The sequence below is a fragment of the Citrobacter sp. Cy070 genome (assembly GCF_030332245.1).
GTDB classification, from domain to species: Bacteria; Pseudomonadota; Gammaproteobacteria; order Enterobacterales; family Enterobacteriaceae; genus Citrobacter; species Citrobacter youngae.
In genome coordinates this window covers 32,468-50,572 of sequence record NZ_JAOWIG010000075.1, presented here as the reverse complement: position 1 = coordinate 50,572, position 18,105 = coordinate 32,468, and the positions used below count along the sequence as shown (strand labels likewise).

Below are 18,105 nucleotides of genomic sequence, written 5' to 3'. Positions count from 1 at the left end.
CCTCAATCTTTTTGTCACATAAATGGTGAACAGTGGAATTGCTTTCGATCAACTCTGTGGGCTTTATGTTTTTGATAATTGCTGGCGTTGGACGGTTCTCCTTTGTTCACGGCGAGCAACCCAGGCGGTAATAAACGGTACGACTAAGGAAGTGACGATGGTAGAAGCGGCAATCTGCGGTGTTGCCACAGCGATTAATGCTGACACGCTGGGGTCAACCGCGGCGATGGCTGCGGGGGTTGCCACAGCGTTACCGGCTGTCGTGGAGACTGCCGCTCCGGCGATGCCTGAACCTCCGACAAAACGGGAGACAGTAACATTGATCAGCGCACCAATGAATGCTGTCATGAGGCCCAGAATAACCCCTGCAAATCCGGCCATCAGTAGAGTGCTAAAATCGATCCCGGTGCCCAGACCAAAAGAGAAGAAGGGGATCAGCATCGCACCGCCGCTTTTCAGGAACGCGCGCATATCTTCGTCCAGATTGCCGAGCAGCATGCCAATTAGTATTGGTAAAACAACGGCGAACAGCTCCATTATCGGGATCGACACCAGCCCAGCGGCACCCATCGCCACCATTGTCAGAAAGGGGCCTTCAAGTACGGAAAGTACCGCGATTGCACCTGCATCCGTTTCATTGCCAAACTGTTTGGTCAGCGCAGCGTAGAGCCCCATATTCGCATTGGTCATAGCTGCGATAATGGCAAGCGCAGACAAACCAAAGAAGCCGTTCGCGCCACAAAACTTTGCGACCAGTAAGCCAATTGCCGTCCCGACAACCAGCTTGGATAACATAATGGCGAACCCTTTCTTCAGAGCGACTGGCGCGGCCTGTAGACGAATTTCCGCACCCATACAGACAAAAAATACGCCCAGGATGGCCAGAGCGCCATGGGCTATTGCAGTTGAAAAACTCCCTATTTCTAAAGCACCAGGACAAAATGTCTTTAATAATGCTCCGATCAATAACGGGATCACCATCATCCCGCCTGGGAACTTCTCAATTGTTTGTTTTATTTTCATGAGGAGACTTCCGTGTTTACGTAACGGATATAAATGATGGGAATGTGTTATTTATTCCCACCGTATAGGGTTATATTTCTTTCGTCTTAAAAGGTCGGTGCGATCTTGTAAATAGAAAATTCTTTATGCCCAAGATCTTCTGCTTTGGTTGTTTTACCATTAGAAACCTTAATGATTTCCTGATAAATCACCTCACCCATTTCATTAATAGACGATTCGCCGCGCATAATTGACGAAACATCTATGTCAATGTTGTCTCTCATTTTGGTAAATGTTTCTTCATTGGCGGTGATTTTAATCACGGGCGCAATCGGGTTGCCGGTTGGCGTTCCGCGCCCGGTGGTGAAGATAATAATTTGCGCGCCGCCAGCCACCATCCCAGAGATGGATTCAATATCTTGTCCCGGAGAGTCCATCACCCACAGCCCGCGACCGCCAGGGAAATCGGCGTACTGCAGCACGCCCTGCAACGGCGAATGACCCGCTTTGTGCATACAGCCCAGTGATTTTTCCTCGATAGTGGTGATGCCGCCCTGGATATTACCCGGAGTTGGTTGCCCGCCCCTAATATCTGCGCCCAGTGCTTTCGCTCTTTCTTCACACCCAACAACCAGCTTGATTAAATCATCCGCGACTTGTGAATTAATTGCCCGACGAGCAACAACGTGTTCTGCGCCAATGAATTCGGTGGTTTCTGAGAGAATTGATGTACCGCCATCGCTGACTAACAAATCGGATGCAACGCCGCAGGCAGGGTTAGAGGCGAGACCAGAGGTGGTATCAGAACCTCCACACTCCATACCGAGGATGAGTTCGCTGACGTTTATTTCTTCGTAGTCTTGCTGGGACAAATCCTGCGCATACTGACGTGCGATTGAAATTCCGCGCGCCTGGCACTGCAAGGTCCCCCCTTCATCCTGAATCGTAATACAGGAAACCGGCTTACCGAATTTCGTGATTTCTTGCGCAATATGGGTAGGTTCAGCGCCTTCACAACCCAATCCGACAACGAGTATTGCACCAACGTTGCCATTCCTGGCTACGTTGATCAGTGTTTTTTCGGTTAGCGCTGCATCACCGGCAATCTGGCAGCAACCAAAATCATTATTAAGCCAGGTTGAGCCATGAACCTGAGCGGAGATGTCCTGAGCGACTTTATTGGAGCAAACGCTGGTCGGTAAAATTAAGACGTAGTTGCGGATACCCACGCTGCCATCTGGACGACGATAACCTTTGATTGTTTTTTTCATTTTCACTTGTTCCTTAAGCCTTTATTTCCAATCCCCACGACCACGTTCGCTTTCAACATTATGAACATGAACATAGTCTCCAGACAGGATAGACTTCGTTGCCCGACCAATGGATTCACCATATTTGTAGACCTCGCCATGGAGCGCGACGGCTTTAATGGCAAATTTATGGCCGTAAGGGATGTCATCCCGTAAGGTGATGGTGAGATGTTCATCGCCAATAAACATGCTGGCGACCTCTCCGGCCTTGAGGGGCTGGATAGCAGTAGCGACGCTATCTTGCGGGTTTATAACCACTGCATTTTTCTTCATAAAAAATCCTTATGCGCTTTGATTGGATGCAGTGGTATAAAGCATAAGGCGTGCCATATTTTTAATTTGTTGTTTATTAAGGGAAATTAAAATGAAGGTGAGTCGGGGGAAATGGCGCTGGTGTAAGTAGCTTCATCAGTTGTGGCAAATGGCTACAGCTTGCAAGGCGTGAAAAAGGTCGGTGAGTACGACGGAAACGCATAAAAAAGGCACCTTACGGTGCCTTTTTGATTACTCGATATCGAGCGGGTCTTCGGAGAGGATTATCCCGGTGTTGTCGGCGTACAGGTGGTCGCCGGAGAAGAACGTTACGCCGCCAAAGTTGACGCGCACATCGCTTTCCCCAATACCTTCCCCTGCGGCACCGACCGGAATGGCGGCAATTGCCTGTATGCCGATATCCAGTTCTTCCAGATCGTCTACCTGACGGACTGAGCCGTAGATGACCAGACCTTCCCATTCATTCTGTACGGCCAGTCGAGCCAGTTCGGCATCGACCAGCGCACGACGGACAGAACCGCCGCCATCGACCAACAGAATGCGACCACGGCCATTTTGTTCGAGCAGATCGTACAGCAACCCGTTGTCCTCGAAACATTTTACCGTGATGATTTGTCCGCCAAACGACGACCGTCCTCCAAAGTTAGAGAACAGTGGTTCCACGACGTTGACATCTTCCTGATAGATGTCACAAAGCTCGGATGTATCGTATTTCATAGGCTCAACGTTCAGTTGCTGCGAGAATTTTTAGTATATCGCGCTATGTGTACTGTTGGCAAAATCATCAATTGTTAATCAGTGTCCAGATCAATAACTATTCGTATTTTTCATTGAAAAACAGGTGGTTAATGATTTTGAAAACAGCCGATAATGACCTAAAATTACCCGTATTTCCCTCTGTAAAGTATCCCCGAGGTATCTCCGGAAGATTGCTGGAGCATAAAAGAAAGCCCTATGAGAACGATCAGATTTACCAAAGCCGTGAATATGCTGATAGTGTCGTTAATGAGTTGCGGCTGCGCGTTACGTCCAGTGGTAGCAAAAGTTTTTGTGTGTCCCGGATCCGCCCACAACCATTTTAAGTACAAAAATGCTTTGGAATGGAAATACACGGAGAACAACTAAAATCAGAAATAATGATTTAGGTCGCTGGCTCAAGGCCCTTGATACCGTAAGACAATGGGCTATAGCAGGCTATAAAACTGATGTGTTGATGGGGGGTGAAGCCCAACCGCACGGATATGTACGCTAAGAACGTAACCTTATGATTTTAAGTCTATAAAGTTTTGCATTATTGGTTTGATGACCAAGTACGCTCGTATTGCAGGCAGTCTGCTAAGTGGTCTTTATTTTCAGCAGATCTGCCTGCCAATTCGATTTACCTTTGCTGTTGGTTGTAACCAACCGGGCGGCTCCAGTCATCGTCGTATTTGATATTCCCTTCGATATAAAACCACTCAATGCCTGAGTAGGTGATAGCGATATTTTCCATCATGCCCGGAGTGTGGGAACCCGGCATATAAGCATGAGCAGCATTGACGGACATGATTACGATGTTGTTAAGCGTAATTCGGTAAATCTCGTATTCGACACCCGCCTCGTTGATGTCGTAATAGTGGATTACTGCCTTTTGCAGTCGCTTACTTTGGCAGACTGCAACCGCAAAATATGGTGAGGTCTTATCAATCTCTTTGTGCAGGGTAAAAGCGTTGTGTTCGCGCGACCCCATCAGCTTACCAGTGTTGCGGCATGTGTTTTGGTACACACCGTAACTGCTGTTCATGATTTCAACTGCACCCTCACGGCCCAGCGCCATGCAACTGCCTTTGATCAGTTGTCCATTTTCATCATAAATATACATATAAGCTGGTAATGACATTTATAGATCTCCTTATTTTGTGCTTAATATTTGCCCGTTTCTGTCGATGAAAAAGTTGTAACGGTAATTCCTTCCGTTCAATGTGTATGAAGCCGCATAGATATAGCCCGGCGTTATCGGTATTTTTAAGCACGTTTCAGGGTAGGAGAGAGCTACATGCGAATTTTCCGCCAATGTCTTGTATTCATTTCCCTGCTCAGAATAAACGCCGTATCGGCTCAGAACGTCCGATTTATTAACAGAGAAGCAAAGCGAATTATTTATAATAGGGAAACTACGCCATGGGGGAACGCTATCACCAGCGCCACACCCAGCCAGCGCAAAAAAGGCAGGAATGAGAAAGTAGCGTTTCAATGCGGGAACCTCCCTAACACTTTCTCATAGCGGGATATGAGGCTAAGGACAGGTTCAGATGGATCGTAATCCTTGAGGCGATACAAATCAGAGCGGTTGCCGAATCCATATGTTTTAAGCAGCCAATAATCAGTCACCATTGCAGCCTGCTGCTCTAAGCCGTAATCCAAGAGTATGGCCTTATCCAACGTGTAATAGTAATCAACTGCCCAAGAGAACAGGCCCCGCATCCTTACCATCATCCCGCGCTGATGCTGCCAGACGTGCATCATTTCATGTAAAAAAAGATGCTGCCCACCAACGCGATCGTTATTAACATGCGGCTGTGAAAAGTCAGGCTCATAAGTACCTTCCTGAAAGTACAATTCGCCGTTGGGCGTCATGGCGTAGTTGTTCTTTTGGAGGTTGAAAGGTAGATAGCTGCTGCGGTGGATCCAGACTTCGTTATAGCGGATGGTGAAAGCGTAGAGGGTACGGGCCAAGTTAATCTCACCAAGCGTTAACAGCCGTAACCCGCCCCAGTCTATATCGTTCATTTCCCTTATCATTGGAGGCATCATCCATTGGTAAAAATACCTTAATACGCCTTAAAGTAAATTTTTTCCTGTTAAAAAATGCGGGAAATATCCGACATTGTCACAAACTGCGGCTACGCTGCTTATACCGTTAAGCTCCTGGTTTAGGGAGCAACCGTACGAGTTCGTACGCTAAGAACGTAACCTTATGAATTTAAATCTACAACGTCGTGGCGTTGTCGGTCAGGTTTACGTTGATTTGATTAACGGGTTTATTAATACCATTAATGCCGGAAACCGCACGGATACTGGCATTAATGGAAAAAGTAAATAAAACCCTCATTTTCTTTACTCGCCCAATCTGCTTAAAAAATGTACTTAGAGTACGCTCTCGTACGGGTGGGCTTCAGACCCCGTGATCGGTTAAGTAAGCTGGGAAACGCTGGTTTTAGTACTTATAGGTCACGGTGTTTACCGTTCGTTGGTATCTCCGAGGTATCCCCGGAAAATATAAAAAACATGAAAAAACCTCGCGACCCTCTATTGTAAGGGTTGCGAGGCGTTATGCGATTCTAAAAATTGAAATTATTAATTGATATTTGTCAGTTAAAGAGACCACTGACTTAAGAAAATTCCAACAACAAACAGCAGGTTAGTTAACAATGCCGCTTTTACGGTGCGTTCCAGCATCGGGCGCATTGCCGCTGGATCCATCTCACGCATCACGTATCGCGCCTGCTTAATCAGTAGCGGAGCGGCGAGGATAAACAGCCATCCCCACAGGCTTTGCAGTGAAAACAGGTTAAACAGCGCCAGGCAGACCAGCGTCCCCATCAGCAGACAGGCGTGGTAGCGGCGGGCATTGACGGCGCCTAAACGCACCACCAGCGTATTCTTGCCGTTCTCTCTGTCGCTGTTGATATCGCGCAGGTTGTTGACGTTGAGCACGGCAGTTGCCAGCAGGCCGCAGGCGGTTGCCGGCAGGATTAACGCCGGAATCAGCGTATGCGCCTGCAGGTACCAGCTCCCCATCACGCTCAGCCAGCCGAAGAACACCAGCACGGAAATATCACCGAGGCCGATGTAGCCGTAAGGGCGATTACCTACGGTGTAAGTGATCGCGGCGATAATCGACAGGCCGCCGAGCACCAGGAAACCGACAAAATCCGCCAGCGTGTGGCAAGCCACAGCAACCAGGGCCAGACCGGACAGGCAGATCAGCACCACGGTGACGATCAGCGCCCGCTTCATCTGCTGTTGGGTGATGACCCCTTTTTGCATACCGCGCAGCGGTCCGATGCGGTCGGGCTTGTCGCTGCCTTTGACGGCATCGCCATAGTCGTTCGCGAGATTGGACAGGATTTGCAGCAGTCCTGCAGTAATCAATGCCAGCAGAGCGACCAGCGGATCAAAGAACCCTTGCCACCATGCTAATGCCGTACCGACGATGATCGCCGCGAAGGCGAGCGGTAAGGTCTTAGGTCGTAAACTTTCCAGCCAGGCTTGCGAGCGGCTAATTTGTTGTTGTTCAGTCATATTTAGCGCCAATAAAAATGGGGCTTTATCAGCCCCATCAACAGTGATGAAAATGCATTGAACGCGATTATAGGATAAAACGGCTCAGATCTTCATCTGCGACCAGCGCATCCAAATGTTTGCTCACATATTCGGCATCAATTGTGATGCTTTGACCGTTCAAATCGCTCGCATCATAGGAAATATCTTCCATCAGACGTTCAAGAACGGTATGCAGGCGACGCGCACCGATATTTTCGGTGGTTTCGTTAACCTGCCAGGCCGCTTCGGCAATGCGTTTAATACCCGATTCGGTGAAGTTGATGTCCACACCTTCAGTCGCCATCAGCGCTTTGTACTGGACGGTGATGGAGGCATTCGGTTCGGTAAGGATACGCTCAAAATCGCTGGTGGTCAGCGCCTGAAGTTCAACACGAATCGGCAGACGACCCTGCAGTTCCGGGATCAGGTCGGACGGTTTCGCCACCTGGAATGCGCCAGAGGCGATAAACAGGATGTGATCGGTTTTCACCATACCGTGTTTGGTAGAGACGGTGCAGCCTTCAACCAGCGGCAGCAGGTCGCGCTGTACGCCTTCACGGGAAACATCCGGACCGGAGGATTCGCCGCGCTTACAGATTTTGTCGATTTCGTCGATAAACACGATCCCGTGCTGTTCAACGGCGTCGATAGCTTCCTGTTTCAGCTCTTCCGGATTGACCAGTTTGGCCGCTTCTTCTTCAATCAGCAGCTTCATTGCGTCTTTGATTTTCAGCTTACGCGGTTTTTGCTTCTGACCGCCCAGGTTCTGGAACATGGACTGCAGCTGGCTGGTCATCTCTTCCATTCCCGGAGGCGCCATAATTTCAACGCCCATCGGTGCGGCCGCGAGATCGATTTCGATCTCTTTATCATCCAGCTGGCCTTCACGCAGTTTTTTACGGAACGCCTGACGCGCTGCAGAAGGCTCCTGCGGCTGCTCTGACTGTCCCCAGTTATTTTTAGCCGGTGGGATCAGCACGTCGAGAATGCGCTCTTCCGCCATTTCTTCTGCGCGGAAGCGGTTTTTCTCGATCGCCTGAACGCGAACCATTTTGATGGCGGCATCGGTCAGATCGCGGATGATCGAGTCAACTTCTTTACCTACATAGCCGACTTCGGTGAATTTCGTTGCTTCAACTTTGATGAACGGCGCGTTGGCCAGTTTTGCCAGGCGACGGGCGATTTCGGTTTTACCGACGCCGGTCGGGCCAATCATCAGAATGTTTTTCGGTGTGACTTCATGGCGCAGTTCTTCGTTGAGCTGCATGCGGCGCCAGCGGTTACGCAGGGCAATCGCCACGGAACGCTTAGCGTTATCCTGGCCGATGATGTGTTTGTTCAGTTCGCTGACAATTTCGCGTGGGGTCATTTCAGACATGGGGGATCCTTACGCTTTGGAGTTCAATTCTTCGATGGTATGGAAGTGGTTGGTATAAATGCAGATATCCCCTGCAATATCCAACGCTTTCTCAGCAATTTCGCGTGCGCCAAGCTCGGTGTTTTCCAGCAGAGCGCGTGCTGCAGCCTGGGCGTAGGGACCGCCGGAGCCGATGGCAATCAGATCGTTTTCTGGCTGAATGACGTCACCGTTACCGGTGATGATGAGCGATGCTGTTTCATCTGCAACGGCCAGCAACGCTTCGAGTTTGCGCAGCATACGGTCGGTACGCCAGTCTTTAGCCAGCTCAACGGCGGCCTTAACCAGGTGACCCTGGTGCATTTCCAGTTTGCGTTCAAACAGTTCAAACAGCGTGAATGCATCCGCAGTCCCGCCCGCAAAGCCCGCAATGACTTTGTCGTTGTACAGACGGCGGACTTTTTTCACGTTGCCTTTCATTACGGTGTTACCCAGTGTGGCCTGACCATCACCGGCGATTACCACATGGCCGTTACGGCGTACGCTTACTATTGTTGTCACGAGCAGACCCCTTGGTTACAAATGCAGAATACAGGCCCCGCACAGTTGTACGGGGCGTAATGCAAGTATAGATGGGGGAGATTTTGGGGGTTTCAACCCCCAGTGGCGAGTCGAATGCAGTTTGTGTGGCCGGCAACTTTCAGGCGGCTGATGGTATTGTCGGCATTTTCCTTGCCTTTCACCGGGCCAATCACCACGCGATTCCAGCCGTTGTTGGTGGTAATGCGGGAGTTGAAGCCTTCAAAAGCCAGCTGCGCCCGCACGGTTTCTGCTTGCTCTGCGCCTTTAAATGACCCGCACTGCACCATCCAGCGGCGTTCGTCTTTTTTCTCCGCCGTCTGTTTTGGCGGCTGCGTTTCATTCGTTATTGGCGCGGCCGGCTGCGTTTTCGGCTGCGCGGCGGTGGTGTGCGCAGGCGTCTGCAACAGATCCTGATACGGCTGCTGGGCCACTGGTTTTGGCTGCGCTTTCGGCTGTTGTACCGGTGCGGCTTGTGCCGTACGCGTTTGTGGCTGCTGGTAAGGCTGTTCCGTCGCCCGTGGGCGCGGCTGCTGAGCCTGCTGCTGCGTGTTGGCCCATTGCTGTTGCTGCACCTGGCGTTGGCGCTGCAGCGTTTGCTGGCGCTGTTCAGGCGTTTGTTCGTTCCACGGTACTTCGTTGAGCTGTGTCGGCTGTTGACGCATATCAGCCTGCATTTGCGCCAGCAACTGGCGCTGCTCATTGGTCAACTGATCGGCGTTAAGCACTTCGCCACCCGCAGAGGGTTCGGTAGGTGCACGTACGCCAGGCTGACGGCTTTCCAGCTCTTTGATATAGCGCCAGCGTTCTTCCGGTTTAGGCGGGATGCCATTACCGGTGACTTTCTGGCTTTGCAGCGTCTCGGACTCTTCTTTCTTGTGATGCGTAATGAAGTACAGACCACCGATAAAGGTCACGAGTACGGCTGCAGCAATAGCGACCATCGCGGGGGATACCGCTGGCGTACTGCGTTGCTTTTTCCGTGATGTGCTCTTTTTGCGCCGCGAAGGTGCCGGTTGGCCGCGACGTACATAATCTCGTTGTGCCACTATCGTTTCGCTGTATTTATTCGTTCGTCAGCCCGCCATGTTACTTAAGCGACGGGCCTTTGACCAGACAGGGGAGTCCGAAAGCACTTTACTTTACGTCAGTGCCCGGGTAGTACCCCGAATAATTAGCTCGCAGTCCAGTAAACGTGAGCCACTGCTGACGCTCTGCCCTTGTAATTGATCGAGCAGTAACAGCATAGCTTCACGTCCGATATCGAAACGCGGTTGTGCGACGGTTGTCAGGGGTGGATCACAAAATTCCGTCAGTGAAATATTATCGAAGCCAATGATAGATAAATCATCCGGTACTTTTAAGCCCTGACGTTTGGCGTAAGAGAGTGCGCCAAGCGCCATCACATCGCTGTGACAAAAGACCGCGGTCGGAGGTTGCGGTAGCTCAAGCAGCTGTTTTAACGCGTTGGCGCCCGCTTCATAGGTGAAATCACCGCGCGCGATGAAGTGTGGATCGACGGTAATTCCACTGCGGCGTAGTGCCTGAACATAGCCTTGCAGGCGGTAGTGGCACAGCGGCATATCCTCTGGCCCGGCAATACAACCAATGCGCTTATGCCCCAGTTCCAGCAGATAATTCATCGCGTTAAAGGCGGCAGTGAGGTTATCAATGTGCACGGTGGGCAGTTCCAGCTCTGGCGCGAACTCGTTGGACATGACCATCGGCGGCAAGTTGCGTTGCTCTTCCACGCTGGCATCAAACGGCAGGCGCGAGCTGAGCAGGACCATGCCATCGATCTGCTTGGTGATTATGAGATTGAGGAAGGTCTTTTCCTGCTGGTTCTGGTGCGCGCAATCGCCGATCAGCACCAGATATCCCTGTTCTGCGGCGGTCACTTCTATGCCGCGAATCACTTCGCTAAAAAAGGGATCGCAGATATCCGGCACAATCACCAGAATGGTACGTGACTCATTACGCTTAACATTGCGTCCCATTGATTGGGGTAAATATCCCACTTCCAGCGCGGCCTGCTCAACCTTGTTACGGGTTGACTGTGAGACTTTGTCCGGGTTCATTAATGCGCGGGATACGGTTGCCGTTGAGACTTTCGCCTTCAGAGCAACATCTTTCATCGTAGCGGCGGCAACCTGCTTATTCGGTTTCACTCTTTCTCCTCGCCAGAGGGCTGCTGGCACAGACTCGTCCCTGGGTAACCTTCATCTGAAACATTTTTATCAGATAGTTAATGGAAGCGGTTACAGAATTTTCATAAAAAGTGTGATGGATATTTAATTTTACGATCCGCCTCGCATCATGAGGCATTATCCCTCGATGGGATCGACATCCAGCACCCATTTAACCTTACGTGCATCGGGTAACGTATTGATCAGCGCCAGCGTGCCGCTGACGATATGTTGCAGGCGAATTCTCGACGGGTGCTGCAACAAAATTTGCCAGCGATAGCGACCGCCGCGTTTGGGCGCCAGGGCGGGAACCGGGCCGAGCACCCACAGCTTGTCATCAGACAGCGGACTGGCCTGAATCAGATTTCGTAACTGCTGTAAGAACATTGGCGCATGCTGGTTATTATGATCTTCTGCCCGCACGATCACATGGCTGGTCCACGGTGGAAGCTGGAGCGTTTGTCGCTCGGCCAGCGCCTGTTCGGCAAACGCGTCGTAACCTTTATACAGCAAGGTTTGTAGCAACGGATGTTCAGGATGGTGCGTTTGCAGCACTACTTCGCCTTGTTTCCCGGCGCGCCCAGCTCGTCCGGAAACCTGGGTATAAAGTTGGGCGAAACGTTCAGCCGAACGGAAATCGGCAGAGAATAGCGCCCCGTCAACATCCAGCAGTGCAACCAGCGTGACATCCGGAAAGTGGTGGCCTTTGGCCAGCATTTGTGTGCCGATAAGAATGCGAGCGCCGCCGCGATGCACTTCCGCCAGATGCTGCTCCAGCGAGCCTTTACGGCTGGTTGTGTCGCGATCGATGCGTGAAATCGGCACACCGGGGAAAAACGGTGCCAGAGCCTGCTCAAGCTGTTCGGTGCCAAGTCCAACCGGAACCATATGCGTCGAGCCGCAGGAAGGACACTGACGCGGTATTGGGCGCTGGCTGTCGCAGTGGTGGCAGCGTAAATGGTGCTGTGCCTGATGCAGGGTATAGTAGTGATCGCAGCGCGGGCATTCGGCAATCCAGCCGCAGTCGTGGCACAGCAGCGCAGGGGCAAAACCCCGGCGGTTCAAAAACAGAATTACCTGGTTATCTGCTTGCAGATGCTGACGCATGCGGGTGATAAGCGCAGGGGCGAGTCCGGCCTGCACCTGCTGACCTTTCAGATCAAGCACGTGCTGAGTGGCTGGGCGTGCATTCCCGGCGCGGCGCGTCAGGCGCAGCATGCGGTATTTTTTCTGCCGCACGTTGCACAGCGTTTCCAGCGCCGGGGTGGCTGAGCCGAGAATAATCGGGATCTGCTCGCTGTGGGCGCGATAAACCGCGAGGTCGCGCGCATGATAGCGCCAGCCTTCCTGCTGTTTATAAGAGCTGTCGTGCTCTTCGTCGATGACAATCACGCCCAGATTTTTAAACGGCGTAAACAGCGAGGAGCGCGTGCCGATAACAATCGCCGCTTCGCCATTTTTCGCCTTCAGCCATGCCGAAAGACGTTCACTGTCATTTAAACCCGAGTGCAGGACTTCGACCGGCGCATTGAAGCGTTCGCGAAAACGGGCAATAGTTTGCGGCGTCAAACCAATCTCCGGCACCATCACCAACGCCTGCTTGCCCTGGGCAAGGACATTTTCCAGTACGCTTAGATAGACCTCTGTTTTGCCCGACCCCGTCACGCCCGCTAATAGCCAGGCGCTAAAGCTGTCCGACGCGCTATGAATCGCGCCAACAGCGGTGGCTTGCTCGGTATTCAGCCGCAGACGCTCACCGGAAACGGCGTAGTGCGTACGCCAGTCGCTAAAGCCTGGCGTTTCGCTCGCCAGGGAGCACAGCCCTTTTTTCCGCAACGCCTGTAATGCGGCGTCATTAAATTCCAGTTCAGCGACCTGGTCGCGCCATATTTTTCCCTGGCGTAGCGCAGCCAGCGCCTGCTGCTGCTTGGGAGAACGCTTCAGGCTGTTCAGATCAATAACCTGGCCTTCTTCAGTGGCAAACCAGTACCACATGGGCGCGTTAGTCGCCGGACGTCCCTGGCGCAGTAAAATTGGCAGAGCGTGAAACAGTACGTCACCGATAGGATGATGATAATAATCCGCCGCCCACAACAGCAGACGCCAGACAGAGGTCGAGTAGACCGGTTCGCTGTCCAGCACTTCGAGAACGGCTTTCAATTCGCTCCGCGGTAGTTCACTGTGCTCGCTGACGGAAAGGACGATACCCACGCGCTCTTGCTGCTTGCCAAAAGGCACGCGTACACGACACCCGGCTTTGGCGCTCATGCCTTCCGGCAGGAGGTAGTCAAAAGTACGAGGTAGCGGAACGGGTAAGGCAACGTGCGCAACGGGCATTGAATCATCCTGACTTGAAATCTGGCGGGTTAGTATACACATTAGTGGAGGGTAGAATGCGGATCAGTTTGCATGAGCAGGTTAATTTCTGTATGATTCGCCGCCTTTGATACAAATTTGTATCACTGACCTATACTATTAACATCGCGTGGTGTCTGGCGTTAGGGCTGGAAGAGCGACGCGGCCTTAAACCGAGGTTTTCCCATGAAAAAAGATATTCACCCGAAATACGAAGAAATTACTGCAAACTGCTCTTGCGGTAACGTCATTAAAATCCGCTCTACTGTCGGTCACGATCTGAACCTCGACGTGTGCAGCAAGTGCCACCCGTTCTATACTGGCAAGCAGCGTGATGTTGCTACCGGTGGCCGTGTTGATCGCTTCAACAAGCGTTTCAGCATCCCGGGCAGCAAATAAGTTCCTGCTGTCAGAAAAAAGCGCCTTATGGCGCTTTTTTTGTATCTGTACTTGATAATAAAACTTACATTGATGTATTGAATGATGTTTCACTTTTAATAAATGAAACAGTGTTTTTATTTTTTAAGATAAAATATTCGCACTAGTGATCTTCGTCATTTTTATCTTCTGTTCTTTGCCACTCATGCCAATTCCTGGCAAAATCTCAAAGGTTTATCCCCTCTTTCTAAAATACACTTTCGCGGAAATATAAAATTATTCTTACGACTCTATTGCTTTCCTGTTTATAGCCCGGAATGTGATGGTGAATTTTCTTTATTTAGTGTGAAAAGGGATTGTCATGAAATTTAAATCTACCTTGTTACTTATTCCATTATTATCTGCGGCCGCGCAGGCGGGTTATGTTGATTACCGCCATGAATATTATGATGACGGGCGAAATTACGATCGTGTTTATATGTCTCATCGTTTTTCTACAGGTTTTGGTGTAGCGGTAGAGGCCATTTCACGTTCTGAAGATACGCAATCGAACGATGCGTGGAATAATATGGAAAGTAACGGTAACGAGTATACGGCAAGTTACCAGTTTACCTGGCGGGATCTCATCTGGCAGCCAGGTATTGCGATCGAAACGGGCGATAACATCACGATTTATAAACCTTATATCCGCGTGCAGTACAACATCAACGACAGCTGGTGGACCGCGTTCCGCTATCGTCAGGAGTACATGCGCAGAAACACTGACGGCAAAGATGACCGCATGGTCTATCGTCCGGAAGCCTGGCTTGGTTATAACGTCAATAACTGGATGTTTGAGCTAAACGGCATTTATAAAATTGCCGATAGCGAAGATTTATATAACAACCGGAAAGATGATTATGAATATAACTTCCGTGTCGCTTATAAAATAGATTCCTGGGTTCCATTTATTGAAATTGGTAATGTTTCTTCGGGTTATGACACCACCACGACTGACGATCGCCAGACCCGCTATCGTGTCGGCCTCGGTTATAACTTCTGATTGTTAATACTCTGCGTATTGGTTTATTACGTTGAACACCAGGATATACGCATAGTTTGCGTGAATAATATGTCTAAGGAGTTGACATCATGTCTAATGATGGAACAGTGAGTGGAAGCAATCAAGATATTGTCGTCAGACCTTTCGGATTCAGGGATAAAATTGGTTATTTGTGTGGTGACCTGGGAACCTGTTTTATTCTTGGGTTAGTAAATAGTTTTTTAATGATTTATTACACTAACGTCCTCGGCATTTCAGGAGTTATTGTCGGCTCGCTCTATTTTGTGACTAAGCTCTTTGATGCGTTTGTCGATGTTGGTGTAGGGCGCTTATGCGATACCTCTAAATTGACGGTACATGGACGATTTAATCCGTGGGTGCGCCGTATGAAGTACCCGTTCTGCATCATTGCGGTGGTCCTGTTCCTGCCGTTTGTGAATGATTTTTCTTATACGGCGAAAATTATCTATATCTGCTGTTCCTATTTTGTTTACGGTTCACTGTTATCGACAGTCAGCATTCCATATGGCGCCATGTCTGCGGCGATTAGCTCGAACCCGGAAGATCGGGTGTCACTGTCAACCTGGCGCAGCGTGGGTTCCGCCATCGGCGGTGGAGCAACCGGCTTTTTTATCCCGATTCTGATGTACACCACCCTGGTGGACGGAAGTCAGGTGATTTCCGGGCAACATTTTTTCTGGATTGCTATTGGTTGTGCCGTACTGGGCTTTATCTTTTTAACGTTGACCTGTCAGTTAACAACAGAACGTGTGCGCGTGGAGCGAAAAGAGAGTATGCCCGTATCGGTGCTGCTGAAGGGATTGTTACGCAATAAAGCACTGATCGTTTTAGTTGTGGTGGATCTGCTGATTGTGATTAACCAGGGGTTGTCAGGTACCAACATGACTTACCTGTTTAATGACTACTTCCACAACAAAGAGGCCATGTCCGTGGCGTTGCTATTTACCTTCGGCTCTCTGGTTTTGCTGGCACCCTCGGCGTCCTGGCTGACGAAGCGGTTTGGCAAAAAAGAGGCCAGCGTCGGCGCATTGCTCTTTGCGGTGGCGATGTATCTGATTATGTACTTCATCCATATTACGGACGCGAAAGTCTATTTGGTTTTCCTGTTCCTGGCGACGCTGGGGGCAGGGCTATTCAACCTGATGATTTGGGCGTTTATGACCGATGTTTGTGATTATCATCAGTATGTCACCGGCGATCGTGAGGATGGTACGGTTTACGGTGTGAACTTCTTTGCCCGCAAGGTGGGTCAGGCGTGTGCAGGGGCGATTGGTGGCTTTATGCTGGCCATCATTGGTTATCAATCTTCGTCAACGGGCGGTGCAGTGCAAACCAGCATTGTGCAGGAAAATATTTATACGATGGCAAATCTCTTGCCGGCTTTGTGCCTGTTTTTGGCGGCGGTTATTCTGATTTATTGCTATCCATTGAACCGCAGAGAAACGCTCAAAATGGAAGAAACATTGAATAAAATCAATGGTATTAGAAAATAACGTTGTGAGAAACGGCGGGGTTATCCCGCCTTTTCTCTTTTTTTCTAACCGTCAGCCGATCAGTACTCCCACGTCTCCGGGTCGATCCCCAGTTCACGCATGATGATCTTCGCCTCTTCCGGGATCTCATCACTGCGTTCTTTGCGCAGATCCTCGTCGTTTGGCAACGGTTGTCCGGTAAAGGCGTGCAGAAACGCTTCACACAGCAGTTCGCTGTTGGTGGCGTGGCGCAGGTTATTCACCTGACGACGCGTGCGTTCATCGGTAAGGATTTTTAACACCTTCAGAGGAATGGAAACCGTAATTTTTTTGACTTGCTCACTCTTCTTACCGTGCTCAGCGTATGGGCTGATATATTCGCCGCTCCATTCAGCCATGAGATACCTAATCCTCTTTGTCATTAATATTGAGGCCAGAACCTGAGCCCGGACCATAATTGCGCGTAGTTTATCGTAGTGGCGCGGCCCTGACACGAAGTTAGCCGACGCAAATGTACGCTAATGCATATAATTTTAACGGCTATTTCCTGTTTGCTCAATCTATACGCAAAGAAGTTTAGATGTCCAGATGTATTGACGGCTATTGTAACAATGATTACTCTGGTGTCTGACTTTTCACCGACTCAGCCAGGATCTCCTCAATATGACGCGTAAACAGGCCACCATTGCAGTGCGTAGCGGATTAAATGACGACGAGCAGTACGGTTGCGTTGTCCCGCCGATTCACCTCTCCAGTACCTATAATTTCACCGGTTTTAATGAGCCTCGTGCTCATGACTATTCACGCCGTGGCAACCCAACGCGTGATGTGGTTCAGCGTGCGCTGGCGGAGTTGGAGGGGGGCGCTGGTGCAGTGCTGACCAATACCGGCATGTCGGCGATTCATCTGGTCACCACGGTGTTTCTGAAGCCTGGCGATCTGCTGGTCGCACCGCACGACTGTTACGGTGGTAGTTACCGCCTGTTTGACAGTCTGGCAAAACGTGGCTGTTATCGTGTGCTGTTTGTCGATCAGGGTGATGATCAGGCGCTGAAAGCGGCGCTGGCAGAAAAACCGAAGCTGGTGCTGGTCGAAAGTCCAAGCAACCCGCTGCTGCGCGTGGTAGATATTGCAAAAATCTGCCAACTGGCACGTGAGGCTGGTGCGGTGAGCGTTGTCGACAACACTTTTTTAAGTCCTGCACTGCAAAATCCACTGGCATTGGGCGCCGATCTGGTGTTGCATTCATGCACGAAATATTTAAACGGTCACTCAGACGTGGTGGCTGGTGTTGTTATAGCCAAAGATCCGGAAACGGTCACTGAACTGGCATGGTGGGCGAATAATATTGGCGTGACCGGCGGCGCATTTGATAGTTATCTGCTGTTGCGCGGCCTGCGTACTCTGTCACCGCGTATGGAAGTGGCACAACGTAATGCTCAGGCTATTGTGGACTACCTGCAAACCCAGCCGCTGGTGAAGAAACTGTATCATCCGTCACTGCCGGATAATCAGGGGCATGAGATTGCCGCGCGTCAGCAAAAAGGGTTTGGCGCGATGTTGAGTTTTGAACTGGATGGCGACGAGCAAACATTGCGTCGCTTCCTGAGCGGGTTGTCATTGTTTACGCTGGCGGAATCATTAGGGGGCGTTGAAAGTCTGATCTCCCACGCCGCGACCATGACACATGCGGGTATGGCGCCAGAAGCGCGTGCTGCTGCCGGAATTTCGGAAACGTTGTTGCGTATCTCCACCGGTATTGAAGATGGCGAAGATTTAATTGCCGACCTGGAAAATGGCTTCCGGGCTGCAAACAAGGGGTAAA

Annotated in this window: 19 protein-coding genes; 5 read left to right on the top strand and 14 right to left on the bottom strand. The window is 50.6% G+C overall.

Going from position 1 to position 18,105, the window contains the following annotated elements; translation table 11 throughout:
* Positions 1–63 precede the first annotated feature (63 nt).
* The 7 genes from OGY19_RS15340 to OGY19_RS15315 all read right to left on the bottom strand — a co-directional run bounded on the left by OGY19_RS15340 (position 64) and on the right by OGY19_RS15315 (position 5,366).
* On the bottom strand, positions 64–1,023 hold the full coding sequence (locus tag OGY19_RS15340) for a 2-keto-3-deoxygluconate permease (RefSeq protein WP_115601200.1): 960 nt from the start codon (positions 1,021–1,023) through the stop codon (positions 64–66).
* Between the two features lie 86 nt (positions 1,024–1,109).
* The gene (locus OGY19_RS15335; RefSeq protein WP_115601199.1) at positions 1,110–2,273 is read right to left on the bottom strand and encodes a UxaA family hydrolase; all 1,164 of its coding nucleotides are present in this window, start codon (positions 2,271–2,273) and stop codon (positions 1,110–1,112) included.
* A 21-nt stretch (positions 2,274–2,294) separates the two neighbouring features.
* On the bottom strand, positions 2,295–2,585 hold the full coding sequence (locus OGY19_RS15330; RefSeq protein ID WP_115601198.1) for a UxaA family hydrolase: 291 nt from the start codon (positions 2,583–2,585) through the stop codon (positions 2,295–2,297).
* Positions 2,586–2,816: 231 nt separating this feature from the next.
* Positions 2,817–3,302 carry a ribonuclease E activity regulator RraA gene (gene rraA / locus OGY19_RS15325; RefSeq protein ID WP_003028798.1) on the bottom strand — a complete coding sequence of 162 codons (486 nt, stop codon included), beginning with the start codon at positions 3,300–3,302 and terminating at the stop codon, positions 2,817–2,819.
* Between the two features lie 661 nt (positions 3,303–3,963).
* A complete protein-coding gene (locus tag OGY19_RS15320) occupies positions 3,964–4,464 on the bottom strand; it encodes an Hcp family type VI secretion system effector (protein ID WP_115601197.1) in 501 nt (166 codons plus the stop codon).
* Between the two features lie 12 nt (positions 4,465–4,476).
* A complete protein-coding gene (locus tag OGY19_RS24470) occupies positions 4,477–4,818 on the bottom strand; it encodes a putative T6SS immunity periplasmic lipoprotein (RefSeq protein WP_338121842.1) in 342 nt (113 codons plus the stop codon).
* Complete coding sequence (locus OGY19_RS15315; RefSeq protein ID WP_115601196.1) at positions 4,815–5,366, bottom strand: eCIS core domain-containing protein; 552 nt, start codon at positions 5,364–5,366, stop codon at positions 4,815–4,817. Before OGY19_RS15315 ends, OGY19_RS24470 begins: the two co-directional genes overlap by 4 nt.
* Before the next feature lie 175 nt (positions 5,367–5,541).
* Between OGY19_RS15315 and OGY19_RS15310 the strand changes: the two genes are divergently transcribed.
* Entirely contained in the window at positions 5,542–5,667 is a 126-nt protein-coding gene (locus tag OGY19_RS15310; protein ID WP_255562811.1) for a hypothetical protein, read from the top strand.
* A gap of 272 nt (positions 5,668–5,939) precedes the next feature.
* On the opposite strand, the gene menA is transcribed toward OGY19_RS15310, so the two are convergent.
* The 6 genes from menA to priA all read right to left on the bottom strand — a co-directional run bounded on the left by menA (position 5,940) and on the right by priA (position 13,349).
* A complete protein-coding gene (menA, locus tag OGY19_RS15305) occupies positions 5,940–6,869 on the bottom strand; it encodes a 1,4-dihydroxy-2-naphthoate polyprenyltransferase (protein WP_115601195.1) in 930 nt (309 codons plus the stop codon).
* Positions 6,870–6,936: 67 nt separating this feature from the next.
* A complete protein-coding gene (gene hslU / locus OGY19_RS15300) occupies positions 6,937–8,268 on the bottom strand; it encodes an ATP-dependent protease ATPase subunit HslU (protein WP_003028803.1) in 1,332 nt (443 codons plus the stop codon).
* Positions 8,269–8,277: 9 nt separating this feature from the next.
* Complete coding sequence (gene hslV / locus OGY19_RS15295; protein WP_003028805.1) at positions 8,278–8,808, bottom strand: ATP-dependent protease subunit HslV; 531 nt, start codon at positions 8,806–8,808, stop codon at positions 8,278–8,280.
* Positions 8,809–8,900: 92 nt separating this feature from the next.
* Positions 8,901–9,875 (bottom strand): cell division protein FtsN, encoded by a 975-nt coding sequence (ftsN, locus tag OGY19_RS15290; RefSeq protein WP_075551463.1) that lies wholly within the window; start codon positions 9,873–9,875, stop codon positions 8,901–8,903.
* A 93-nt stretch (positions 9,876–9,968) separates the two neighbouring features.
* Positions 9,969–10,994, bottom strand: coding sequence for a DNA-binding transcriptional regulator CytR (gene cytR / locus OGY19_RS15285; protein WP_003825179.1), 1,026 nt, complete (start codon positions 10,992–10,994; stop codon positions 9,969–9,971).
* 156 nt (positions 10,995–11,150) lie between these two features.
* The gene (gene priA, locus OGY19_RS15280) at positions 11,151–13,349 is read right to left on the bottom strand and encodes a primosomal protein N' (protein ID WP_115601194.1); all 2,199 of its coding nucleotides are present in this window, start codon (positions 13,347–13,349) and stop codon (positions 11,151–11,153) included.
* Between the two features lie 204 nt (positions 13,350–13,553).
* Between priA and rpmE the strand changes: the two genes are divergently transcribed.
* The 3 genes from rpmE to OGY19_RS15265 all read left to right on the top strand — a co-directional run bounded on the left by rpmE (position 13,554) and on the right by OGY19_RS15265 (position 16,301).
* Positions 13,554–13,766: a 50S ribosomal protein L31 gene (gene rpmE, locus OGY19_RS15275; protein ID WP_003028810.1), complete on the top strand. Its 213-nt coding sequence runs from the start codon at positions 13,554–13,556 to the stop codon at positions 13,764–13,766.
* A gap of 340 nt (positions 13,767–14,106) precedes the next feature.
* Positions 14,107–14,787 carry an oligogalacturonate-specific porin KdgM family protein gene (locus tag OGY19_RS15270; protein ID WP_115601193.1) on the top strand — a complete coding sequence of 227 codons (681 nt, stop codon included), beginning with the start codon at positions 14,107–14,109 and terminating at the stop codon, positions 14,785–14,787.
* Positions 14,788–14,876: 89 nt separating this feature from the next.
* On the top strand, positions 14,877–16,301 hold the full coding sequence (locus tag OGY19_RS15265) for an MFS transporter (RefSeq protein WP_048213989.1): 1,425 nt from the start codon (positions 14,877–14,879) through the stop codon (positions 16,299–16,301).
* Positions 16,302–16,360: 59 nt separating this feature from the next.
* Here the strand turns inward: OGY19_RS15265 and metJ are convergent, their stop codons facing one another.
* Entirely contained in the window at positions 16,361–16,678 is a 318-nt protein-coding gene (gene metJ / locus OGY19_RS15260; RefSeq protein WP_048213988.1) for a met regulon transcriptional regulator MetJ, read from the bottom strand.
* Positions 16,679–16,943: 265 nt separating this feature from the next.
* Here metJ and metB point away from each other — a divergent pair, with 265 nt between their 5' ends.
* Positions 16,944–18,104 (top strand): cystathionine gamma-synthase, encoded by a 1,161-nt coding sequence (metB, locus tag OGY19_RS15255; protein ID WP_005121701.1) that lies wholly within the window; start codon positions 16,944–16,946, stop codon positions 18,102–18,104.
* Position 18,105 lies beyond the last annotated feature (1 nt).